5 protein-coding genes are annotated in these 22,373 nt (G+C 62.3%); 3 read left to right on the forward strand and 2 right to left on the reverse strand.

Annotated elements, in window-relative coordinates; all coding sequences use genetic code 11:
* Nucleotides 1-19 precede the first annotated feature (19 nt).
* The 3 genes from PCPL58_RS18785 to PCPL58_RS18795 all read left to right on the forward strand — a co-directional run bounded on the left by PCPL58_RS18785 (nucleotide 20) and on the right by PCPL58_RS18795 (nucleotide 6,917).
* On the forward strand, nucleotides 20-1,696 hold the full coding sequence (locus PCPL58_RS18785; RefSeq protein WP_065350143.1) for a cyclic peptide export ABC transporter: 1,677 nt from the start codon (nucleotides 20-22) through the stop codon (nucleotides 1,694-1,696).
* Nucleotides 1,697-2,001: 305 nt separating this feature from the next.
* Complete coding sequence (locus PCPL58_RS18790) at nucleotides 2,002-4,233, forward strand: TonB-dependent siderophore receptor (RefSeq protein WP_065350144.1); 2,232 nt, start codon at nucleotides 2,002-2,004, stop codon at nucleotides 4,231-4,233.
* 272 nt (nucleotides 4,234-4,505) lie between these two features.
* Nucleotides 4,506-6,917, forward strand: a complete 2,412-nt coding sequence (locus tag PCPL58_RS18795) for a TonB-dependent siderophore receptor (RefSeq protein WP_065350145.1) — start codon at nucleotides 4,506-4,508, stop codon at nucleotides 6,915-6,917.
* 351 nt (nucleotides 6,918-7,268) lie between these two features.
* On the opposite strand, the gene PCPL58_RS18800 is transcribed toward PCPL58_RS18795, so the two are convergent.
* Together PCPL58_RS18800 and PCPL58_RS18805 are read right to left on the reverse strand one after the other, a co-directional pair.
* Nucleotides 7,269-15,899 carry an amino acid adenylation domain-containing protein gene (locus PCPL58_RS18800; RefSeq protein ID WP_065350146.1) on the reverse strand — a complete coding sequence of 2,877 codons (8,631 nt, stop codon included), beginning with the start codon at nucleotides 15,897-15,899 and terminating at the stop codon, nucleotides 7,269-7,271.
* Between the two features lies 1 nt (nucleotide 15,900).
* Entirely contained in the window at nucleotides 15,901-22,365 is a 6,465-nt protein-coding gene (locus PCPL58_RS18805; RefSeq protein WP_065350147.1) for a non-ribosomal peptide synthetase, read from the reverse strand.
* Between the last annotated feature and the right edge of the window lie 8 nt (nucleotides 22,366-22,373).

Raw genomic sequence — 22,373 nt, forward strand, 5'->3', positions numbered from 1 at the left:
GACACTGACGAGACACACCATGACCCGCACAACTGAAAGCCTCGCCCGGGAAACCCTGAGAATCCTCAAGCCATTCTGGTGGCTGGTGGCGCTATCGACCGTGCTGGGGATTGTCAGCGGCCTGAGCGTCACCGGGCTGCTGGCCACCATCAACAACGCGATGAACATGCCCGGCGGGCCGGACACGCAGACCGCGCTGCTGTTCGCCGGATTGTGTGTGCTGACCCTGGCGTGCTCGACCCTGTCCAACCTGTCGACCAATTACGTCGGCCAGCGGGTCGTCGCCAACCTGCGCCGCGAGCTGGCAGCCAAGGTGCTGGTCGCGCCCATCAAGCAGCTGGAACGCTATCGCGCGCACCGCCTGATCCCGGTGCTGCTCAACGACGTCAACACCATCAGCACCTTTGCCCTGTCGGTCGCCCCGATGGTCATCTCGTTCACCGTCACCCTTGGCTGCCTGACCTATCTGGCTTTGCTGTCCTGGCAGATTCTGGCGCTGACGGTACTCACCGTGGTGCTCGGCACCGGCGCGCAATACCTGGCGCATGCGTTCGGAATGCGCAGCATTCTGGCCGCGCGCAACAGCGAAGACGAATTGCAGAAGCACTATCAGGCGCTGTCCGCAGGTGCCAAGGAACTGCGCATCCAGCGCAAGCGTCGTCAGCACATGCTCGACGAGAAGATTCATGGGGCCACCGAACACATCTGCCGCTCGAACATTCGCGCTGCCAATATCTTCGTCAGCGCGGAAACCTTCGGCTCGATGCTGTTCTTCGCGGTGATCGGCATGGCCATCGCCTTTCAGGCGCTCTGGCCGACGACCGAAAAGACCGTACTGGGCGGCTTCGTGCTGGTGATGCTGTACATGAAAGGCCCGCTGGAGCGCCTGATTACTGCCCTGCCCGGCATCAGCCGTGCGCAGATCGCCATGCGCCGCATTGCCGAGCTGTCATGGAAATTCTCCAGCCCCGAACCGCACCTGCTGGTCAGTGACCGCCCGACGTCGCTGCCCAGCATGCACACGCTGGAGCTGCACAACCTGCGCTATGACTACCCGCCCGTCGAGGGCAGCGACGCCTTCCACCTCGGCCCGGTCGACCTGAGCATCAAACAGGGCGACATCGTGTTCATCGTCGGCGAGAACGGTTGTGGCAAGACCACGCTGATCAAGCTGCTGCTGGGCCTGTACACCCCGCAACAGGGTGAGATCCGCCTCAATGGCCAGCCCGTCAGCGCGGAAAACCTGGATGACTACCGCCAGCTGTTCACCACGATTTTCGCCGACTACTACCTGTTCGACGAGCCGTTGCAGGGGCAGGCCGCGCTGCCGCAGGACGCGGGCAAATACCTGGAGCGCCTGGACATCGCGCACAAGGTCAGGATCGAGAACGGTGCCTTCACCACCACCGATCTGTCGACCGGTCAGCGCAAGCGCCTGGCCCTGATCAATGCGTGGCTGGACGAGCGGCAGGTGCTGGTGTTCGACGAGTGGGCCGCCGATCAGGACCCGGCGTTCCGTCGCGTGTTCTACACCGAACTGCTGCCGGAACTGAAGCAGCAGGGCAAGACCATCATCGTGATCTCCCATGACGACCGCTATTTCTACGTCGCCGACCAGTTGGTGCGGATGCAGGCCGGGCAGATTCAGGTCGAACAGGTTCGCAACGAAACCCGCGATAAAACCATTACGGCGTGATTCACTCGCACCTGAAACGCCCCGCCCGGCCCGTCCGCGAGCGGGGCTTTTTTTGCCTGGCCGCTCCGCGCCACCCTCAATTGCTAGCCAAGCGCCATCTTTTTTCGTGGATTGTGAAAAAAACATTAAATAAACGTTATTCGCTTTCGTTCTCATTAACAGCGAATTGCGCGCCCAGCCATCTCTCGCGCAACGCCCCATAAAAAAGTGGCTCACGCCTGCCAGGTCGACGGCTGGACCCGACTGCGCAGGCCTGAACGACGCTCCCAATCTCCTTGCCGATACTCACTGGAAAGAGCCAATTCATGCACAACCCGTCACGACTCACCCCGCTCAGCAAAGCGTTGATGCTCAGTCAGATGTTCCGCTCCCGGCCATCCATGGCGGCCATGGGTCTTGCGCTGTGCATGCCGGTCGCCGGTCAGGCACAGGAAACCGTCGCAGACGATTCGAACACCACAAGCACCGTCAATCTGGCCCCGACTGCAATCGACTCGCATTACCTGGGCACCACCACCGACGGCACCGGTTCCTACACCACCGGCGCAGTGAGTATCGGCAAGGGTGCACCGCAATCGCTGCGCGAAACACCGCAATCGGTGAGCGTGGTGACTCGGCAAGTCATGGATGACAACAACCTCACCAGCCTCAGCGACGTGCTGGAAGACACCCCGGGTATCACTTTCCAGTACCGTAACTTCGGCGGTCACGTGTACACCTCGCGCGGCTTCTCGCTGCTGGCGGAAAGCTTCCTGGTCGACGGCATTGGCGGTCAGGGCTATCAGATCACCGGCTGGATGCAGCCGGACATGGCCATCTACGACCGTGTGGAAGTGCTGCGCGGCGCGTCAGGGCTGTTGGTCGGTGCCGGGCAGCCCGGCGGCGCGGTCAATCTGGTGCGCAAACGCCCGACTGCCGATAACAAATTCTCGATCACCACCCGCGCCGGTTCCTGGGACCAGTACCGGGTCGACCTGGATGGCAGCGGCAAGCTCAACGATTCAGGCACCCTGCGCGGGCGCATGGTCGCGGCCTACGATGACAGCGGTTCCTACCTGGATGGTCGCGACAGCCGCACGCCGCTGCTGTACGGCATCGTCGAAGCCGACCTGAGCGATGACACCACCCTGACCATGAGCCTGCGACGTCAGGAACAGGTCATCAACGGCTACTCGATCTATGGCCTGCCGCGCTACAGCAACGGCCAGTCGCTGGGCCTGTCGCGCTCGACCAACCTGGCGCAGAAGTGGAATCGCCATGAAAGCGACATGACCGAGGTGTTCACCGAAGTCGCGCATCGCTTCAATGAGGACTGGACCAGCCGGACCTCGCTGACCTATTCCCAGGGTGGCTTCGATCAGAACATTGCCTACGCACGGGGCGCAGTGAATCCCGTGACGCTGGCGGGCTCCAACTTTCAGGGCACGCTGTTTCGCAAGGACGAGGTCGACAGCGTCGGTCTGAACAGCCAGCTGGAAGGCAACTTCAACGCGTTCGGCCTCGAACATCAGGTGACCCTGGGTGCCGACTGGTCGAAGCAGAACGCCAACACGCATCAGGCGACCGTGACCAGGCGCACCGCCGTCAACGTCTTCGATGTCGATCAGAGCGCTTTCGCCAAACCAGCCCGTCCAGCCTGGCAAACCGACATCGACACCACCGAAGAACGCGCGGGCCTGTACGCCAACACGCGCATTCACCTGAGCGAACCGTTGAGCGTGGTGCTTGGCACGCGCCTCAGCTGGTATGACTACAATTACGACGTCAAAACCGGTGCGGCAAACAGTTACGAATCCAAGCAGACTCAGGAATTCACGCCGTTCGCGGGCGTCATCTATGACATCAACGACAGTTGGTCGTGGTACGCCAGTTATGCCGACATCTTCACGCCACAGGCCAACTACGTCTCCGCTGGCGGCTCGCCACTGGACCCGGCCATCGGCTCTAACTACGAAACCGGCTTCAAGGGTGAGCTATTCGACAAGCGCATGAACCTGTCGATGGCGCTGTTCTACATCAAGCAGAAAGATGTGGCCGCCGTTGATGTGAACACCACTGAACTGTGCCCTACCAGCTCCGACGGCTCCTGCTACCTGCAGGACGGCATCAGCCGCAGCAAGGGCGTCGATGTCGAGGCCAGCGGTGAAGTGTTACCGGGGCTGCAAGTGTTCGGCGGTTACACCTACAACATGCTGCGCAACAACGGTGATTCGGATGTGGCTTACGAAACGCCGAAACACATGCTGCGCCTCAACACCAGCTACAACCTGCCGGGTGCCTGGAACCGCCTGACCCTGGGCGCCGGTGTGTCGGCGGATTCGGGTTACGAAGTGCCGTACAACAAAGAACTTGGCGTGGCCGGTCGGGCCATCTGGGATGCCAGGGCGTCGTGGAAACTGGACGAAAACTGGAAGGTGTCACTCAACGCCGAAAACCTGTTCGACCGCAAGTACTACACCACCTCGATCGCCACCGATCGCTCCAACGTCTACGGCGAACCGCGCAGCTACGTCCTGACCTTGCGGGGAGATTTCTGATCTAAGTAAACGATAGGCGTGATTCTAGCGCCTACGCTCTGCATTCAGCGTTATATACAAGCCCGCTTTTGATTCTGGCCGAAGGCCGTGGGAGCGAACTTGTTCGCGAAGACTGTAGTTCAGACGATGCATTTTTGGACAACATACTGGCCCATGAGCGTTCGAGCGAGCGGAACGCTGGGGGCCGGGACACTCCGCAAACATCTGCATACCACCAACTCCACCGCAAATGCATTATCCTTCGCCATTGATCTCAACGAGCCATCCCTCCCATGCAAACATCCTCCAGCCGTCTGCGCACAGGCCGCGTGAAAACGCTCGGCCTGCGTCTGGGCAGTGTGGGGCTGGTGCTGGCGTTGAGTGTCCAGGGACAGGCTCTGGCGGAGGAGTTCGAGTTCGATATCCCGGCCCAGACACTGAGCAGTGCCCTGAAGGAATTGGGCCGCCAGTGCGATCTGCAAATCCTCTACAACCCCGACGACCTGAACGGCAAGCTCAGCAGCCCGGTGCACGGCAGGCTGACGCCCGAACAGGCCGTCGCCGACCTGCTGAAAAAGGCCAACGTAGCGCACAGTCTTGAAGACAACACCCTGACCCTTGGCGCTGCTGCCTCCGCACAAACCATGAGCCTCGGGCCGGTGGCGATCAAGGGCGATTCGTTCGGCATCACCACCGAGGGCAGCGGCGCGTATTCGGCCACCGGCGTGAGCATCAACAAGACCGCTCAGTCGCTGCGCGAAACGCCGCAGTCGGTCACCGTCATGACCCGCCAGGTGATGGACGACAAAAACCTCACCGGCCTCGACGAGGTGATGGCACAAACGCCCGGCATCACCTTTTCCCAACGCAATTTCGGCTCTCATGTCTTCAGTTCGCGAGGCTTTGCGCTGGAGGACGAGAGTTACATCATCGATGGCGTGGCTGGTCAGGGTTACAGCGTGACCGGCTGGATGACCCCGGACATGGAAATCTACGACCGCGTCGAAGTACTGCGCGGCGCGGCCGGTCTGCTGATTGGCGCAGGCAACCCCGGTGGCGCGGTCAATCTGGTCCGCAAGCGCCCGACCGCCCTGCCGCAGTTCTCGATTACCACCCGCGCAGGCAGTTGGGACAACTACCGGGTCGACCTGGATGGCAGCAGCAAACTCAACGATTCCGGCAGCATCCGCGGGCGTTTTGTAACGTCCTATGAAGACCGCGGCTATTTCACCGATTGTCTGCAGAAAACCGCGCCGTTGTTCTACGGCATCCTGGAAACCGACCTGAGCGAAGACACCACCCTGACCCTGGGCGTGCGCCATCAGAACGCCGACACCCAAGGCTTTTCGATCTTCGGTCTGCCCCGCTACAGCAACGGCAAGGCCATCGACCTGCCGCGCTCGACGTCGCTGGCCCAGGACTGGAACCGCCACCAGACCCGCACTGACGAAGTGTTCAGCGAGCTGGAAACCCGCTTTGACGAAAACTGGAGCGGCACACTGTCGGCAACCCGCTCCGAGGGTGCTTTCGATCAGAAGGTGGCCTACGCACAGGGCGCCATCGACCCGGCGACGCAGAGCGGTTCCCGACTGGTCAGAACCCTGTTTCGCTCGGACGATATCCATAGCGATGGCATCGACGCGCACCTGGACGGCCGGTTCGACGCCTTTGGCCTGAGTCACCAGTTGACCGTCGGCGGTAATGGGTCCGAACAGAAACGCGAGTCGCGCTATGCCACGGTCAACGCCAATCAGCCGCTGGCTATCTTCAACCCCGACCACGACGCGATTGCCGAACCTGTGCGCCCGGCCTGGCGCCGTACCGACTACAGCGACAAACGTTATGGCCTCTACAGCAACCTGCGTCTGAGCCTGACGGAATCGTTGAGCCTGGTGATGGGCGGCCGGGTCAGCAGCTATGACTATCAGACCACATCCGCAGGCGTAACCCGTCGCGCGCAGGAGGACAACCAGGTCACGCCGTTTGCGGGGGTCATCTACGACCTCAACCGGGACTGGTCGTGGTACGCCAGTTACACGGATATTTTCCTGCCGCAAAGCGCCTATCGAACGGCATCAGGCACGCTGCTTGATCCGGCCATCGGTGCCAGCCACGAAACCGGAATCAAGGGCGAACTGTTCGACAAACGTCTGAACGTGTCACTGGCGCTGTTTTATGTGAAGCAGAAGGACGTAGCCGTCGAGGATGACGCCAACGCCGGCCAGTGCCTGAGTAATGATGCCTATGGGACCTGCTACCTGAACGGTGATATCCGGCGCAGCAAGGGCGTCGACATGGAAATCAGTGGCGAGCCGTTACCGGGATTGCAGACCCTCGCCGGGTACACGTTCAACATCACCCGCGGCAGTGACGGACAGTCCATTTCAGCAGAAACACCCCGGCATATGCTGCGCCTGACCAGCAGCTACACCCTGCCCGGCGCCTGGCGTCGGTTGAGCGTCGGCGGCGGGGTTTCGGCGCAGAGCGGCTACTCGGAACACCAGTCGACCCAACCCATCGATAACGCTGGCCGGGCCATCTGGGATGCCCGGGTCGCGTGGAAAATCGACGAACACTGGTCGGTGGCGCTCAACGGCAACAACCTGCTGGATCGCAAATACTACAAGGCCACCGGCGACATCGACCGCGGTAACTATTACGGCGACCCGCGCAACTACGTCCTGACCCTTCGCGGTGATTTTTAAGCGACGCTTGCCCCTCACGATCAACAGCGGACACCTGTCGTTCCTCTTACTCCAGCCCGGACACCTATCGTTCCTCACGCTCCGCGTGGGAATGCCGTGCGTGAAGCTCTGCGTCACAATCGATACCGCGCTACGCACTCAAGAGAGGACGCAGAGCGTCCAGAAACGCATGCCCACGCTGGAGCATGGGCACGATGGTGCTCTTCAGGACGCGTCTCATCCCTCACAATCAAGCCCCGACCCTATCGTCCCGTACGCGCCAGCCTAGACACCCATCGCTCCTCGCACTCCAGCCCGGACACCTATCGTTCCTCACGCTCCGCGTGGGAATGCCGTTCGTGACGCTCTGCGTCACACCAACCGCTCGGCAAGCCCCTGCAAAAATGCTTCAGCGATCACCAGGTTGTCGTGTCGTTGATCGATCGTCGTCGAGCTGCGCAGTCCGTTGACCGAGCACTGTTCCAGCAGCACTGCTTCAGCCTTGGCAATCTGCCCCGGTTTGCGGCTTTGCCCTGCCCACCAGCAATCGGCCTTTACATTGAGAGTCTTCAAGGTAAACGCCTGGCTGAGTTTCGCGTTGGCTTCCAGCAATGTGTAACCGGTTTCGATTTCGTCCTGCACCGCAATGTCCTGGAACATGCTGCGCAGGTTGTCGACGTTCATTGCGTGTTGCAGCGCGATCTGCTCGATCACTCGATCAATCACTTCACTCTCCCCGGTCACCAACTGCCGGGCCGTTTCGATCAGGTCAACAATGGTCTGCTCCTGCAAGCCCGGTACAAAGGCCTGCAGGCTCTTGATCAGGCCGCGGTAGTAGTTTTCGCCCTGCTGCTGCGTGGTGACGTGCGGGTCCTCTTCGACCCATTCCATGCCAGCCGATGTCGGTAGCTGGGTGTCGACCAGCCCGAGAAAGCTCACCACTTCGCCAGCGCGCTCCAGCACATGCGCGACCTCAATGGCCAGCGCGCCACCCATCGACCAACCCAGCAGGTTGTACGGCCCGTGTGGCTGGGTCGTGCGGATCAGCTCGACGTAGTAATCGACCATGTCCGGCCACGACGTATCGAACCAGCCCGGCACCACATAGGCCTTGTTGACCAACCCGTAAACCCGTCGGCTGTCGCCCAATTTGCCCGCCAGCGGGTAATACGAATACGTGCCACCACCGCCCGGCGGCAGGCAGAACAGTGGCGCATGCGTCGAGCCATTGGCGTTCATGGCGATGACCGCCGATTTGACCCTGGCTTCATCGGCACGCATGAAATCAGCCAGCTCGCCCAGGGTCTGCAGCAACAGCAAGTCATGCAGCTTGATGGAGATATCGAATGTCTCGCGAATCCTGCCCGCCAGTGAAACCGCCAGCAGCGAGTGCCCGCCCAAGGCAAAAAAGTTGTCGTTGAGCCCGACCCGTTCGACGTGCAACACCTGCTCCCACAACTCAGCAAGACGCTGCTCGAATGCAGTGCGCGGCGCTACGTAACCCTGCTGTGAGCGGGCCACGTCCGGCTTCGGCAGTGCTCTGCGATCCAGCTTGCCATTGGCGGTCAGTGGCATCGAATCGATAAATACGAAGTAGCCCGGCACCATGTAATCCGGCACATGAGCCTTGAGATGAGCCTGCAGACGCTCGCGCAGAACGTCCGGCGCATCAGCGGCATCGGTCGGCACCACATAAGCGACCAATTGCTTGCCGGACGCCCCGTCGATGTCGATCACCGTGGCTTCGCGCACGGCGGCATGCTCATGCAGACGCGCTTCGATTTCGCCCAGCTCGATGCGCAAGCCGCGAATCTTCACCTGATGGTCAATACGCCCGGCGTAGTCGATAACGCCCGCGTCGCGATAACGCGCCAGATCGCCGGTGCGGTACAGCCTGCCGCCGCCCTGCTCGTCGAACGGGTCCGGCACGAAACGCTCGGCCGTCAGTGCTGCACGGTTGTGATAACCACGCGCCAGACCGACGCCCCCCAGGTACAACTCCGCCGCCACGCCCTGTGCAGCAGGCAGGAGGCCGTCGTCGAGGATATGGGTTTTCAGGTTGTCGATCGGCTGCCCGATCGGCACGCTGAGGATATCGTCGGTGCTACAAGTCCAGTGGGTCACGTCGATGGCTGCTTCGGTCGGACCGTACAGGTTGTACAAACCGGCCTGCGGCAAACGCTTGAGCACCTGAGCGGCCAGCTCGGCAGGCAGTGCTTCACCGCTGCATACCACTCGACGCAGCGTGTTGCAGCTTTCCACCTGAGGATGAGCCATGAACGCCTGCAGCATTGACGGCACGAAATGCAGGGTCGTGACCTGATACTCACGGATGGTCTGCACCAGCCGCTCGGGGTCGCGATGATCACCCGGCAGCGCCATGGCCAGGCGTGCGCCGGTCATCAGCGGCCAGAAGAACTCCCAGACCGACACGTCGAAACTGAACGGTGTCTTTTGCAGAGCAGTGTCGCTGCCATCCAGCGCGTAAGCCTTCTGCATCCAGTGCAAGCGGTTGACCAAAGCACGATGGCTATTGCCCGCGCCCTTGGGCTTGCCGGTCGAACCCGAGGTGTAAATCACGTAAGCCAGGTTCAATGGATGGCTGAGGTTGACCGGATTGGCGGTGCTGTAACCTTCCAGCCAGTCGCCGTCCTGATCCAGGCACAGGCTCTGCACCTGACGCGGAACCGGCAAGCGTTCCAATAGCGCCGCTTGGGTCAACAGCAAACCGATACCGCTGTCCTGCATCATGTAGGCCAGACGATCCTCGGGGTAGTCCGGGTCCAGCGGCACGTAGGCGCCACCGGCCTTGATGATCGCCAGCAGACCGATCACCAGTTCCAGGCTGCGCTCGACGCAAATGCCCACCAATACGTCCGGGCCAACGCCCGACTCACGCAGGCGATGCGCAAGCTGATTGGCGCGGGCGTTGAGCTGTACGTAGCTCAGTTGTTCAGTGGCGAAAACCAGCGCCGGTGCATCCGGCGTGGCGCGCACCTGGGCTTCGATCAGGCTGTGCATGCAGGCTTCACTGGGGAAGTCTGCAGCTGTGGCGTTCCACTCGCGCAGAACATGCTGCTGCTCACGGTCGCTCAACAGCGCCAGTTCGCCAAGCGCCGTCTGTGCGTCATGCGTCAGCGCCTGCAGGACCTGCTGGAAATGCGCCGCCAACTGCGCCATGTGTTGCTCGCTGAACGCCTCGCGGGCGTAGCTGAAGCGCAGCGACAGGGTTTCGCCGAGATTGACCACCAAGGTCAGCGGATAATGCGTTTGCTCCTGCGTACGCAGGCCGCCGAACACCAGCCCCGGCGGCGCAGCCTGTTGCAGGGCTTCGGACACCGGGTAGTTTTCGAACACCAGAATGGTGTCGAACAGCGCCTCGCCAGCGCTGCGGGCCCAACGCTGAATCTCGTACAGCGGCGTGTGTTCATGCTCGCGCAAGGCGATGTTCTGCGCCTGCACCTGTTGCACCCACTCCGCCACCCGTTGCTCGGCACGCGGGCTGGCGATCACCGGCAGGGTATTGATGAACAGCCCGAGCTGCTCCTCGACACCCGGCAGATCAGCCGGACGCCCGGCCACGGTTGCGCCGAAGGTGACGCTGGACTGCCCCGTATAGCGTTGCAGCACCAGCAGCCAGGCCGATTGCACCAGCGTATTGAGGGTCACGCGCTGCTCACGGGCAAACTCGCTCAGTTGACGGGTGTTCTCGGCGTCGATCAAGTGCAGGTAATCACCGTGCCCCTGGCCGTTCTCAGGCGCCTTGAAGGCCTGAACCAGCCGCGTGGGCTCATCGAGTCTGGTCAGCTGATCGGTCCAGAAACGCTCGCTAAGCCCGGCATCCTGGCGCTGCAACCATTCGATGTAGTCGTGATAGCGGCTGACCTGCCTCGGCAGTGTCTGGCCGCTATAGCGTTGCAGCACTTCACCGAGCAGGCGCGAGCTGCTCCAGCCATCCATGAGGATGTGATGGCTGGTGTAGATCAGTTGATGGCTCCGCTCGCCGGTGCGCAATACGGCCAGGCGCAGCAACGGCCCGTGGGCCAGATCGAAACCCTGCTGGCGGTAGGCATCGGCCCATTGGTCGATCCAGCCGGACGACTGCGTCCGGGCATCCAGCTCGACAAAAGGCATGCGCACATCACGCAAGACCACTTGCAGCGCTGGCTGCAGATGGCTGATGAAAGCACTGCGCAGCACCTCATGGGCATCCAGCGTGGCCTGCCAGGCGGCGCGGAAACGCGGCACGTCCAGGCCGCTGACCTCAATGCGCATCTGATTGATGTAATTGCCCGCCTCCTGCTCGAACAAGGTGTGGAACAGCATGCCCTGCTGCATCGGTGCCAGCGGGTAGAGGTCTTCAATCTGCCCGGCAGGTATCGGCAAACGGCTTAACTGCGACTGACTGAGGCACGCCAGCGGGAAGTCCGACGGGGTCACCCCCGCCACGCCTTCGGTGGTGCAATGGGCAATCAGCTGTTGCAATTCGGCGGTGTACTCATCGGCCAGGCGCTGCATGGTGTCGCGCTCGAACACCGCGCCACTGAAGGTCCAGCTCAGCCGCAGCTCACCGGCATAGACCTGACCGTTGATGCTGATCGGCGCAGCCAGCGGCGCAGCGGCACTCTGTGAGGCACCGCTGCTGTCGGCGGAGGGTGTGAACAGCGCCTGCGGTGCATCGAAGCTGCCGTCGAACTGCCCCAGGTAATTGAACACGATGCTGCCCAGCGGCAAGGCTTGCAGGGTCTGCCGCGCCGATTCGCGGCCCAGGTAACGCAACACGCCGTAACCGATGCCCTTGTCGGGCACTGCGCGCAGTTGCTCTTTGATGGTCATGATCGAATCGGCCAGCGAGGCCTGTGGGATGAGCCTGACCGGGTACACATTGCTGAACCAACCCACCGTGCGGCTCAGGTCCAGTGCGTCGAACAGGTCTTCGCGACCATGGCCTTCGAGACGAATCAGTGCATGGGGCTGCGCGGTCCAGCGACTGACCACCCGCGCCAGCGCGGTCAGCAGCAGGTCATTGATCTGCGTGCGGTAGGCCGCCGGGGCGTCCTGCAGCAGTTGCCGGGTCAGCTCGCCATTGAGTTGCGTGACCACCGACAGCGCGTGCTGCTGTTGCTGGCCGCCATGCGGATGATCAAACGGCAAGGCGTCGCTGACGTCCTGCAATTGCGCCTGCCAGTAGCCCAACTCCTGCTCCAGCGCCGGGCTTTGCGCGTAGGCCTGCAAGTGCTCGGCCCAGCTTTTCAGCGAACTGGTTTTCGCCGGCAGCAGCGCTGGCTGACCTGCTGCCAGGGCGATGTAAGCCTGTTGCAGGTCTTCCAGCAACACCCGCCATGACACACCGTCCACCAGCAGATGATGAATCACCAGCAGCAGGCGCTGTTCGCCTTGTGGCAGGTCGATCAGCACGGCACGCAGCAGCGGCCCGTTTTTCAGGTCCAGGCTACGTTGCGCTTCATCGGCCAGCTCAGACAAACGCTCGATGCTGTCCAGCTCATGGGTCCAGAGCAGCTCACGAGTGTTCAGCGCGCCGAAGGTGGCCAGCCATTGGCCGTCCTGTTGAGAGAAACCCAAACGCAACGCGTCGTGCTGTTCGACCAACGCCGTCAATGCCGACTGAAGACAAGAGGCCTCCAGCGTTTGCAGAGGCTTGAGCATCAGCGCCTGATTCCAGTGCTGACGCTCGGGGATGTCCAGCTCGAAGAAACGCGCCTGAATCGGCAGCAACGGCAACGAACCGCTGATCTGCTCTGCCACGGCGGCGGGCTTTTTCTGAATCAGTTTCGCCACCGAAGCCAGTTGGCCGATGGTCTGTCTTTCGAACAATTGCTTGGGGCTGAGCTTGATGCCCTGACGCTTGGCGCGGGCGATGATCTGCAGACTGAGGATCGAATCGCCGCCCAGCTCGAAGAAGTTGTCGGTGCTGCCGACCTGTTCCAGCTTGAGGACATCCGCCCACACGGCGGCGAGCTTTTCCTCGATCTCGCCGACTGGCGCGGTGTAGCGCTGTTTGACCACGCCAGGCTTGGGCAAGGCGCGCTTGTCGAGCTTGCCGTTGGCGGTCAGTGGCAGACTGTCCAGCAGCATGATCTGCGCGGGCACCATGTAGTCCGGCAAGCGCGCCGCCAGTTGCTCACGCAGTTTGTCGACGTTGAGGCTCGTGCCGGCTGCCGCGACGCAATAGGCTACCAGTTGCAGGCGTGTCTCATCGCTTTCCAGCGGCTGCGCCAGCACCACGGCGTCGGCCACGTTTTCCAGGGTTTGCAGAAGCCGGCCGACCTCGCCCGGTTCGACCCGGTAACCGCGGATTTTCACCTGATCGTCAGCACGGCCGAGGTATTCCAGCACGCCATCCACCCACCGCGCGCGGTCGCCTGCACGGTACAAACGCTGACCGTTGGCGTCCGGGTCCGGCACAAAGCGTTCGGCGGTCATTGCCGCACGGCCCAGATAGCCCTGCGCCAGCCCGCGACCGCCCAGATACAGTTCACCGGCTACCCGTTCGGCCACCGGATTGAGGTAAGCGTCCAGCACCCGCGCCTTGCCGTTGGCCAGCGGCTGACCGACCGGCACACTACGGCAGGCACTGAGGTGCCCGGCCACTTCGTGGGTCAGGATACCGACCGTGGTTTCGGTCGGGCCGTAGTGGTTGATGATCCGGCAGCCCGGCTTGAGCGCACGCACCTGCTCGATCAACGCCCAGGCGCTGGCCTCGCCACCCAGAATGAGCACTTGCCCAGGCAGCACGTCCGCCGGGTTGGCGGCCTGCAGCAGGCCCTGCAAATGGCTGGGCACGATTTTCAGCACTTCAACCTGATGCTCGGCCATGTAACGCGCAAAACCGTCAGGGTCGAACGCCTGCTCGTGCGACAGCAGGTGCAGCGGTCGGCCGGACGCCAGCGCACCGAACAACAGCGTATGCCCCAGGTCGGCAGCGACCGTCGACACCATCGCCATGCTCGCCCCTTCATTCAACGCCAGACGCTCAAGCACGCCCTGCACATAGTTGGCCAGCGCGCCGTGGCTGACCACCACCCCCTTGGGCTGCCCGGTGGAGCCGGAGGTGTAGATGATGTACGCCGCTTGCCCAGACAGCACCCGAACATCCAGCGCCCCGCTATCGACAGCGGCCCACAGCGCAGCATCGAACGCCAGCACCGGGCACACGCCCAACCGCGCGGCCTTGTCATCATCGGGTGCATGCACCAGCAGCACCGCGCCGCTGTCACGGGCCAGTTGCTGCAAGCGCTCGAACGGTTGCGCGCTGTCCAGCGGCAAGTACACCGCGCCCAGTTTCAGCACCGCCAGCAGGCTGACCACCCATTCCACGGAGCGGTCCAGACACAGCGCGACGGTCATGCCCGGCTTGATGTCCTGGGCGTGCAGGTAGCGGGCGAATTGGTTACTGCGTGTCTCAAGCTCGTCAAAGCTCAACACCTGCTGACCCACACGCAACGCGGTGTTGCCACGCCCGGCACGCAGGCCCTGTTGCCAGAGGCTGAGGAAATCGGGGCAGGCAACGTCCTGGGTTTGCTCGGCGACCGGCGACGATACGGCGTGTGGATGATCGGCCAGACGCCGGTCGGTGTCCGAGACCAGTGCTTGCAGCACGCTGCGCAACGCTTCGGCGATACGCTCGATGCTCTGCGCTTCGAACAGGTCGGTGGCGTAGGTGAAATAACCGCGTATCCCTTCGGGCGTGTCGGTGAAGTCGAAGGCCAGATCGAAACGCGCATCGCTGCTGCCCATCGGGAACTCATCGACCGTCAGGCCCGACACGCGCTGCCCGCTGCCATCGGCCGCCAGCACGTGCTGATTGATCTTGAACTGGAACAGCGGGTTGTGGCCCGGATTGCGCTCCGGTGCCAAGGCATCCACCAGATGCTCGAACGGCAGTTCCTGATGCGACTGCGCGCCCGTCACCACCTGCTTGACCTGATCCAGCAGCTCGGCAAAGCTCTGCCGCTCATCCACCTGCACGCGCAGCACCTGAGTGTTGATGAAAAAGCCGATCAGCCCTTCCAGCTCGCTGCGTGTGCGCCCGGCATTGGGTGCGCCGATGCGGATGTCGGACTGCCCGCTGAAGCGCGACAGCACCACCGACAGCGCCGCCAGCGTCACCATGAACAGGGTCTGGCCATTGTTGCGCGCCAGGCTTTTCAGTTGCGTGGACAATTGCTGCGGCAGGTCGACGCGCACCATCGCACCGCGATGGCTCGGTTGCAGCGGACGCGGATGATCCAGTGGCAGGCTCAGTAACGGATGTTCGCTGCCCAGTTGCTGTTTCCAGTAGTCCAGCTGCCGCTCGCCCTCCCCGGCCTCCAGCCAGGCGCGTTGCCAGATCGCGTAATCTGCGTACTGAATCGCCAGCTCGGGTAACGAAATCGGCTGTCCGGATACCTGAGCCTGATACAACTGCACGAACTCGCGAATCAGCACTTCGCCGGACCAGCCATCGGACACCACGTGATGCATGCACACGGTCAGTACGTGTTCGCTTTCACTCAGTTGGAACAGCTTGACCCGCAGCAGCGTGCCGCTCAGCAGGTCGAAGGGCCTTTGCAACTCGGCGCGCACCTGCTGCTCGATGTCTGCGGGCGCCACCGACGCGAACTCGAGAGCGACTGTAGCCTCTTCGAGAATCTCCTGATAGAACACGCCATCCTCTGAAACGAAGCGGGTGCGCAGGGTTTCATGGCGTTGCACCAGCCGCTCCAGCGCTGCGCTCAGCGCCTGCCGGTCCAGTGCGCCTTTCAAACGCACCGCCAAAGGCACGTTGTAGGCTGCGTTGCCCGGCTCCATCTGCCAGAGGAACAGCATGCGCTGCTGCGCGTAAGACAGCGGAATACGCGCTGCGGCATGCCGGGTCACGGCGATGGGCAGCAGTTTGAAGCTCTGTCCGGTCTCATGCATTTTGGCGAGGATCTGGCGCCGCTGTTCGACGGGCAGGCCGACGAAACGCTGGGCAATACGCTCTGCTGCAGACTTGTCCATGTCAAATACCCGCCATTTCATTCATCATTTTTTCAATATCGGACAAGCCGTCCTCGGTCAGCGACAGGCCACTGCTGGCGAAGGCCTGAATAAATTCGTTCAGTTGCGGTTTCTCGAAGATCAGGCGCAGCGGAATGTCGATTCCCAGGCCGGTGTGGATTCTGGAAATCAGCTGCGTCGCCAACAGCGAGTGACCACCCAGCTCGAAGAAATCATCGCTCAGCCCGACACGCTGGACTTTCAGCACATCGGCCCAGATCGCCGCCATCTGCTGTTCCTGCTCGGTACAGGGTGCGACGTACTGGCGCTGCAACTGGCTGGCGTCCGGTTTAGGCAGTGCCTTGCGATCGAGCTTGCCGTTGGCGCTCAGCGGCATTCTGTCCAGCACGATGAAATGCGTGGGCACCATGTAATCCGGCAGCGATTCCTTGAGACAGGCCTTGAGCGCATCACGCAACTGATCGTCGTGGTGCCCGACCACCAGATACGCCGCCAGCTGTTTGCCGGACGGGCCGTCAACGTCGATCACCACCGCCTCATGAACGCTGTCGTGCTCCAGCAGGCTGGCTTCGATTTCGCCCAGTTCGATGCGCAAGCCGCGAATCTTCACCTGATGGTCGATACGCCCGGCGTAGTCGATGACACCTGCGTCGCGATAACGCGCCAGATCGCCGGTGCGGTACAGCCTGCCGCCGCCCTGCTCGTCGAACGGGTCCGGCACGAAACGCTCGGCCGTCAGTGCTGCACGGTTGTGATAACCACGCGCCAGACCGACGCCCCCCAGGTACAACTCCGCCGCCACGCCCTGTGCAGCAGGCAGGAGGCCGTCGTCGAGGATATGGGTTTTCAGGTTGTCGATCGGCTGCCCGATCGGCACGCTGAGGATATCGTCGGTGCTACAAGTCCAATGGGTTACGTCGATGGCCGCTTCGGTCGGGCCATACAGGTTGTACAAACCGGCCTGCGACAAGCGCTTGAGCACCTGAGCGGCCAGCTCGGCAGGCAGTGCTTCGCCGCTGCATACCACTCGACGCAGCGTGTTGCAGCTTTCCACCTGAGGATGAGCCATGAACGCCTGCAGCATTGACGGCACGAAATGCAGGGTCGTGACCTGATACTCACGGATGGTCTGCACCAGCCGCTCGGGGTCGCGATGATCACCCGGCAGCGCCATGGCCAGGCGTGCGCCGGTCATCAGCGGCCAGAAGAACTCCCAGACCGACACGTCGAAACTGAACGGTGTCTTTTGCAGAGCAGTGTCGCTGCCATCCAGCGCGTAAGCCTTCTGCATCCAGTGCAAGCGGTTGACCAAAGCACGATGGCTATTGCCCGCGCCCTTGGGCTTGCCGGTCGAACCCGAGGTGTAAATCACGTAAGCCAGGTTCAATGGATGGCTGAGGTTGACCGGATTGGCGGTGCTGTAACCTTCCAGCCAGTCGCCGTCCTGATCCAGGCACAGGCTCTGCACCTGACGCGGAACCGGCAAGCGTTCCAATAGCGCCGCTTGGGTCAACAGCAAACCGATACCGCTGTCCTGCATCATGTAGGCCAGACGATCCTCGGGGTAGTCCGGGTCCAGCGGCACGTAGGCGCCACCGGCCTTGATGATCGCCAGCAGACCGATCACCAGTTCCAGGCTGCGCTCGACGCAAATGCCCACCAATACGTCCGGGCCAACGCCCGACTCACGCAGGCGATGCGCAAGCTGATTGGCGCGGGCGTTGAGCTGTACGTAGCTCAGTTGTTCAGTGGCGAAAACCAGCGCCGGTGCATCCGGCGTGGCGCGCACCTGGGCTTCGATCAGGCTGTGCACGCAGGCTTCACTGGGGAAGTCTGCAGCTGTAGCGTTCCAGTCGTGAAGAATCTGCTGCCGTTCAGCCACGTCGAGCATCGGCACTTCGGCAATGCGCTGTGCGGCATTGGCGCAGATGGCCTGCAACAAGGCCAGCCAGTGCCCGGCCATGCGCTCGATGGTGCGCGGGTCGAACAACGCTGTCGCATAGGTCAGGCCAGCGCTCAGGCCACCGTCATGTTCGGCAGTGTTGAGGGTCAGGTCGAACTGCGCCGGGTAACTGTCCGGCAGCAGCGCTTCGACCTGCAGACCGGGCAGCGCGCGGACGTCGGCGCTGGCCTGGCGCTGGTGATTGAACATCACCTGAAACAGCGGGCTGTGGCTGAGGCTGCGCTGTGGCTGCAGGGCTTCGACCAGTTGCTCGAATGGCAGCTCCTGATGCGCCTGAGCTTGCAGGGCGGTGTGTTTGACCTGCTGCAGCAACTCATTGAACGTCGTATGCACGTCAAACTCGGCGCGCAGCACCTGTGTGTTGACGAAGAAGCCGATCAGGCCTTCGGTTTCAGCGCGGTTGCGGTTGGCAATCGGCACGCCGACGCGAATATCCGACTGGCCACTGTGACGGTGCAGCAGGCTCTGGAATGACGCCAGCAACAGCATGAACAGGGTCACGCCCTGTTGCCGCGCAACCTGCTTCAAGCCATCGATCAGCGCAGGCTCAAGCTCGACTGCCAGACGCGCACCGGCATGGCTTTGCAACACTGGCCGCGGGTAATCGGCGGGCAGTTCCAGAATCGGCTGCTGGTCGCCCAATTGCTGCTTCCAGTAATCCAGCTGCCGGATCTGCTCGCCAGCCTCCATCCAGGTCCGCTGCCACAGTGCGTAGTCGGCGTATTGCAGGTCCAGCGCGGTCAGGCTCACCTCACGGCCCTGACTGTAGCCCTCGTAAAGGCGCACCAGTTCATCGACCATGATCGGCATCGACCAGCCATCGGAGACGATGTGATGCTGAGTCAGAATCAGCACATGCTCATCGGTGTTGAGGTTCAGCAAGCGGACCCGCAACAGCGGTCCCTGCTCCAGATCGAACGGGCGCTGCATTTCCTGCTGCACGCAAGCTTCAAGAGTCTGGCCGCTGGGCAGCGACTCGACAGACAGGATCAAGGCACGTGGCGGGTGGATGATCTGCAGCGCCTGCTCGCCCTGCTGGCGGAAGGTCGTGCGCAGGGTTTCGTGACGGGCAATCAGCGCGCTGAAACTGTGCTCCAGCGCAGCGATGTCCAGCGAACCGCGCAGGCGCAGGGCTGCGGGAATAATGTACGCGGTGTTCTGCGGATCAAGCTGCCAGAGGAACCACTGACGCTGCTGCGCGTAAGACAGCCCCAGCGGCTGCGTGCGGTCGGCCTTGATGAAGCGCGGCGCGTCGTTGCCCTGCCCTGCGCCGGCTGCCAGCGCGAAGGCCTCCAGATCACGCGCTTCGAACAAGTCGCGTAACGACAACTCGACGTCCAGTTGCTGACGAATACGCGAAATCACCTGAGTGGCCAGCAGCGAATGCCCACCCAGCTCGAAAAAGTTGTCACTGCGTCCAACCCGCTCGAGTTTCAACACGTCGGCCCAGATCGCTGCCAGTTGCTGCTCCAGCTCGCCTTGCGGGGCGCTGTAGGTGGCCTGCAACTGACTGGCGTCCGGCGCAGGCAACGTCTTGCGGTCCAGCTTGCCGTTGGCGGTCAACGGCATGCTGTCGAGAACGATGAAATGGGTAGGCACCATGTAATCGGGCAAGTGCGCCCTGAGTTGGCTTTTCAGCGTTTCACGCAGGGTTGGCTGATCCTGATCAGGCTCGGTAGGCACCAGGTACGCCGCCAATTGCCCTTCGATGGCCAGCACGCTCACTTCGCGCACATCCGGATGCGCTTGCAGCCGCGCTTCGATTTCGCCCAGCTCGATACGAAAGCCGCGAATCTTGACTTGGTGGTCGATACGCCCGGCGTATTCGATGGTTCCGGCAGCGCGATAACGCGCCAGGTCGCCGGTGCGGTACAGGCGGCCACCATCATTGGAGAACGGGTCCGGCACAAAGCGTTCGGCGGTCAGCGCCGCGCGGTTGTGATAACCCCGCGCCAGACCGGCATGGCCGATGTGCAGTTCTCCGCTGCAACCCAGGGCAACCGGGTTGAAATCAGCCTCCAGCACGTACCACGACAGGTCGGGAATCGCCTCGCCAATCGGGCTGGCCGGGTTCTGCGTGTCGGCCAGCGTGATCGGTCGATAGCTCACGTGCACCGTGGTTTCAGTGATGCCGTACATGTTGATCAGTTGTGGCGCTTGATCGCCAAAGCGCTCGAACCACGGCTTCAGGCTGGCGACGTCCAGTGCCTCGCCGCCAAAGATGACTTTCTGCAACGACAGCGGTAGCGACGAATCGCAGGCCACACGCATCAGTTGCTTGAACGCCGACGGTGTCTGGTTGAGCACCGTGACCTGCTGTTCGACCAGCAGCGCGTGGAAATCTTCCGGCGAGCGGCTCACTTCGCGCGGCACGATGACCAGTCGGCCGCCATGCAGCAGCGCGCCGAAAATCTCCCAGACCGAGAAGTCGAACGCGAAGGAGTGGAACAGCGTCCACACGTCCTTTTCGCTGAATGTGAACCAGTCATCCGTCGCGGCGAACAGGCGCATCAGGTTGTGATGGGCGAGCAAGGTGCCTTTTGGCTTACCGGTCGAGCCCGAGGTGTAGATCACGTAGGCCAGGTTGTCCGGCGCGGTCTGTCTGATCGGGTTATCGGTGCTGTAGTCGTTCAGCGCATCAGCCAGATCCAGGGTTTGAACGTGTGCAGGAATCGGCAACTGACCCAGCAAATGCGCTTGAGTCAGCAACAATTCGATACCGCTGTCCTGCATCAGAAAGCTCAGGCGATCCTGCGGGTAATCCGGGTCCAGCGGCACGTAAGCGCCACCGGCCTTGAGGATAGCCAGCATCCCCACAATCATCTCCAGACTGCGCTCGGCGGCCAGCCCGACGCGCATGTCCGGGCCAACGCCCTGTTCGCGCAGTTTATGGGCGAGCTGGTTGGCGCGGCGGTTGAGCTGTTGATAGCTCATCTGCTCGGCACCAAAGCTCAGAGCGATGGCCAGCGGCGTGCGCTCGGCCTGGGTTTCAATACGTTGATGGGCACAATAATCGCTCGGGTAAACCGCAAGATCGCGGTTCCAGTCGCGCAGGGTGTCTTGCCGTTCATCGATACTCAACAGCGACAGATCGGCGATGCGTTGGTTGACGTCGCGGCACATGCCGCTCAGCAGGTTGCGCCAGTGCCCGGCCATGCGCTCGATGGTCGATGCGTCGAACAGGTCGGTGGCGTAGGTCAATGCGGCTGTCAGGCCGTCCGGGCGTTCGCAGGTGTCGAGGGTCAGGTCGAACTGCGCGGTGTGCTTGTCGGACACCTGATATTCCAGACGCAGCCCTGCCAGCTCACGGGTCTGGTTGTGGCCTTCGCTCTGGTGGTTGTAGGCCACCTGGAACAGCGGGCTGCGGCTCAGGTCGCGCTGCGGCTGCAAGGCTTCGACCAGTTGCTCGAACGGCAGGTCCTGATGCGCCTGCGCCTGTACGGCGGTGTGTTTGACCTGCTGCAACAGCTCGGCCACGGATGTCCGCGTGGTGAATTCGGCCTTGAGCACCTGGGTGTTGACGAAGAAGCCGATCAGCCCCTGGGTTTCGCTGCGGGTACGGTTGGCGACCGGCACGCCGACGCGTATATCAGCCTGACCGCTGTAGCGATGCAGCAGGGTCTGCAACGAGGCCAGCAACAGCATGAACAGGGTGATGCCCTGTTGCCGCGCCAGCACCTTGAGGCCGTCAAGCAGCGCAGCGTCCAGCTCGACGTTAAGCCGCGCACCTTGGTAACTGCGCAGCGCAGGACGCGGCCGATCAGTGGGCAATTCCAGAATCGGCTGTTGCTCGCCCAGTTGCTGCTTCCAGTACGCCAGCTGGCGTTCCTGTTCACCCATTTCCAGCCAGTTGCGCTGCCAGAGGGCGTAGTCGGCGTACTGGATCGGCAAAGGCGCCAGCTTGACCTCGCGACCGAGGCTGGCGGCCTGGTAAAACTGCATCAACTCCTCGACCATGATCGGCATCGACCAGCCATCGGAGACGATGTGGTGCTGGGTCAACACCAGTACATGCTCCTGCCCGTTCAGCCTGAGCACGTTGACCCGCAGCAGCGGCCCCTGCAACAGATCGAAAGGCTGCTGCACGTGGCGATCCACCCAGGCTTCAACGGACTCGCCAGCCGCCAGTTGCTCGACACCGAGCGCAAAAGGCGACACCGGATGCACCACCTGCAGCGCTTCATCGCCCTGCTGTTCAAACGTGGTGCGCAGCGTTTCGTGACGCTCGATCAGTTGCTCCACACTGCGCCGCAATGCCTCGACATTCAGCGCGCCGTGCAGGCGCAGCGCCAGCGGAATGTTATAGGCCGCGCTGTGCGGTTCCAGTTGCCAGATGATCCATTGCCGCTGCTGCGCGTAGGAGAGCGCGGACGGTGCCTGCGTCTCCCGCACTGCGATCGGCGTGACCCCGTAGAGATTCACCCCTTGACGCTTGAGCAGCACCGCCAGCGCCTTACGTTCACGGGCGGACAGCGATTTAACGGAGTCAAGCAACTGTTGCACTGGGGTCT

This window comes from Pseudomonas cerasi (genome assembly GCF_900074915.1).
Taxonomy (GTDB): domain Bacteria; phylum Pseudomonadota; class Gammaproteobacteria; order Pseudomonadales; family Pseudomonadaceae; genus Aquipseudomonas; species Aquipseudomonas cerasi.

Excerpts from the sequence above, each read along its gene's own strand:
- PCPL58_RS18790 (WP_065350144.1), top strand. The coding sequence starts at position 2,002 with ATGCACAACCCGTCACGACTCACCCCGCTCAGCAAAGCGTTGATGCTC.
- PCPL58_RS18785 (WP_065350143.1), top strand. The coding sequence starts at position 20 with ATGACCCGCACAACTGAAAGCCTCGCCCGGGAAACCCTGAGAATCCTC.
- PCPL58_RS18795 (WP_065350145.1), top strand. The coding sequence starts at position 4,506 with ATGCAAACATCCTCCAGCCGTCTGCGCACAGGCCGCGTGAAAACGCTC.
- PCPL58_RS18800 (WP_065350146.1), bottom strand. The coding sequence starts at position 15,899 with ATGGACAAGTCTGCAGCAGAGCGTATTGCCCAGCGTTTCGTCGGCCTG.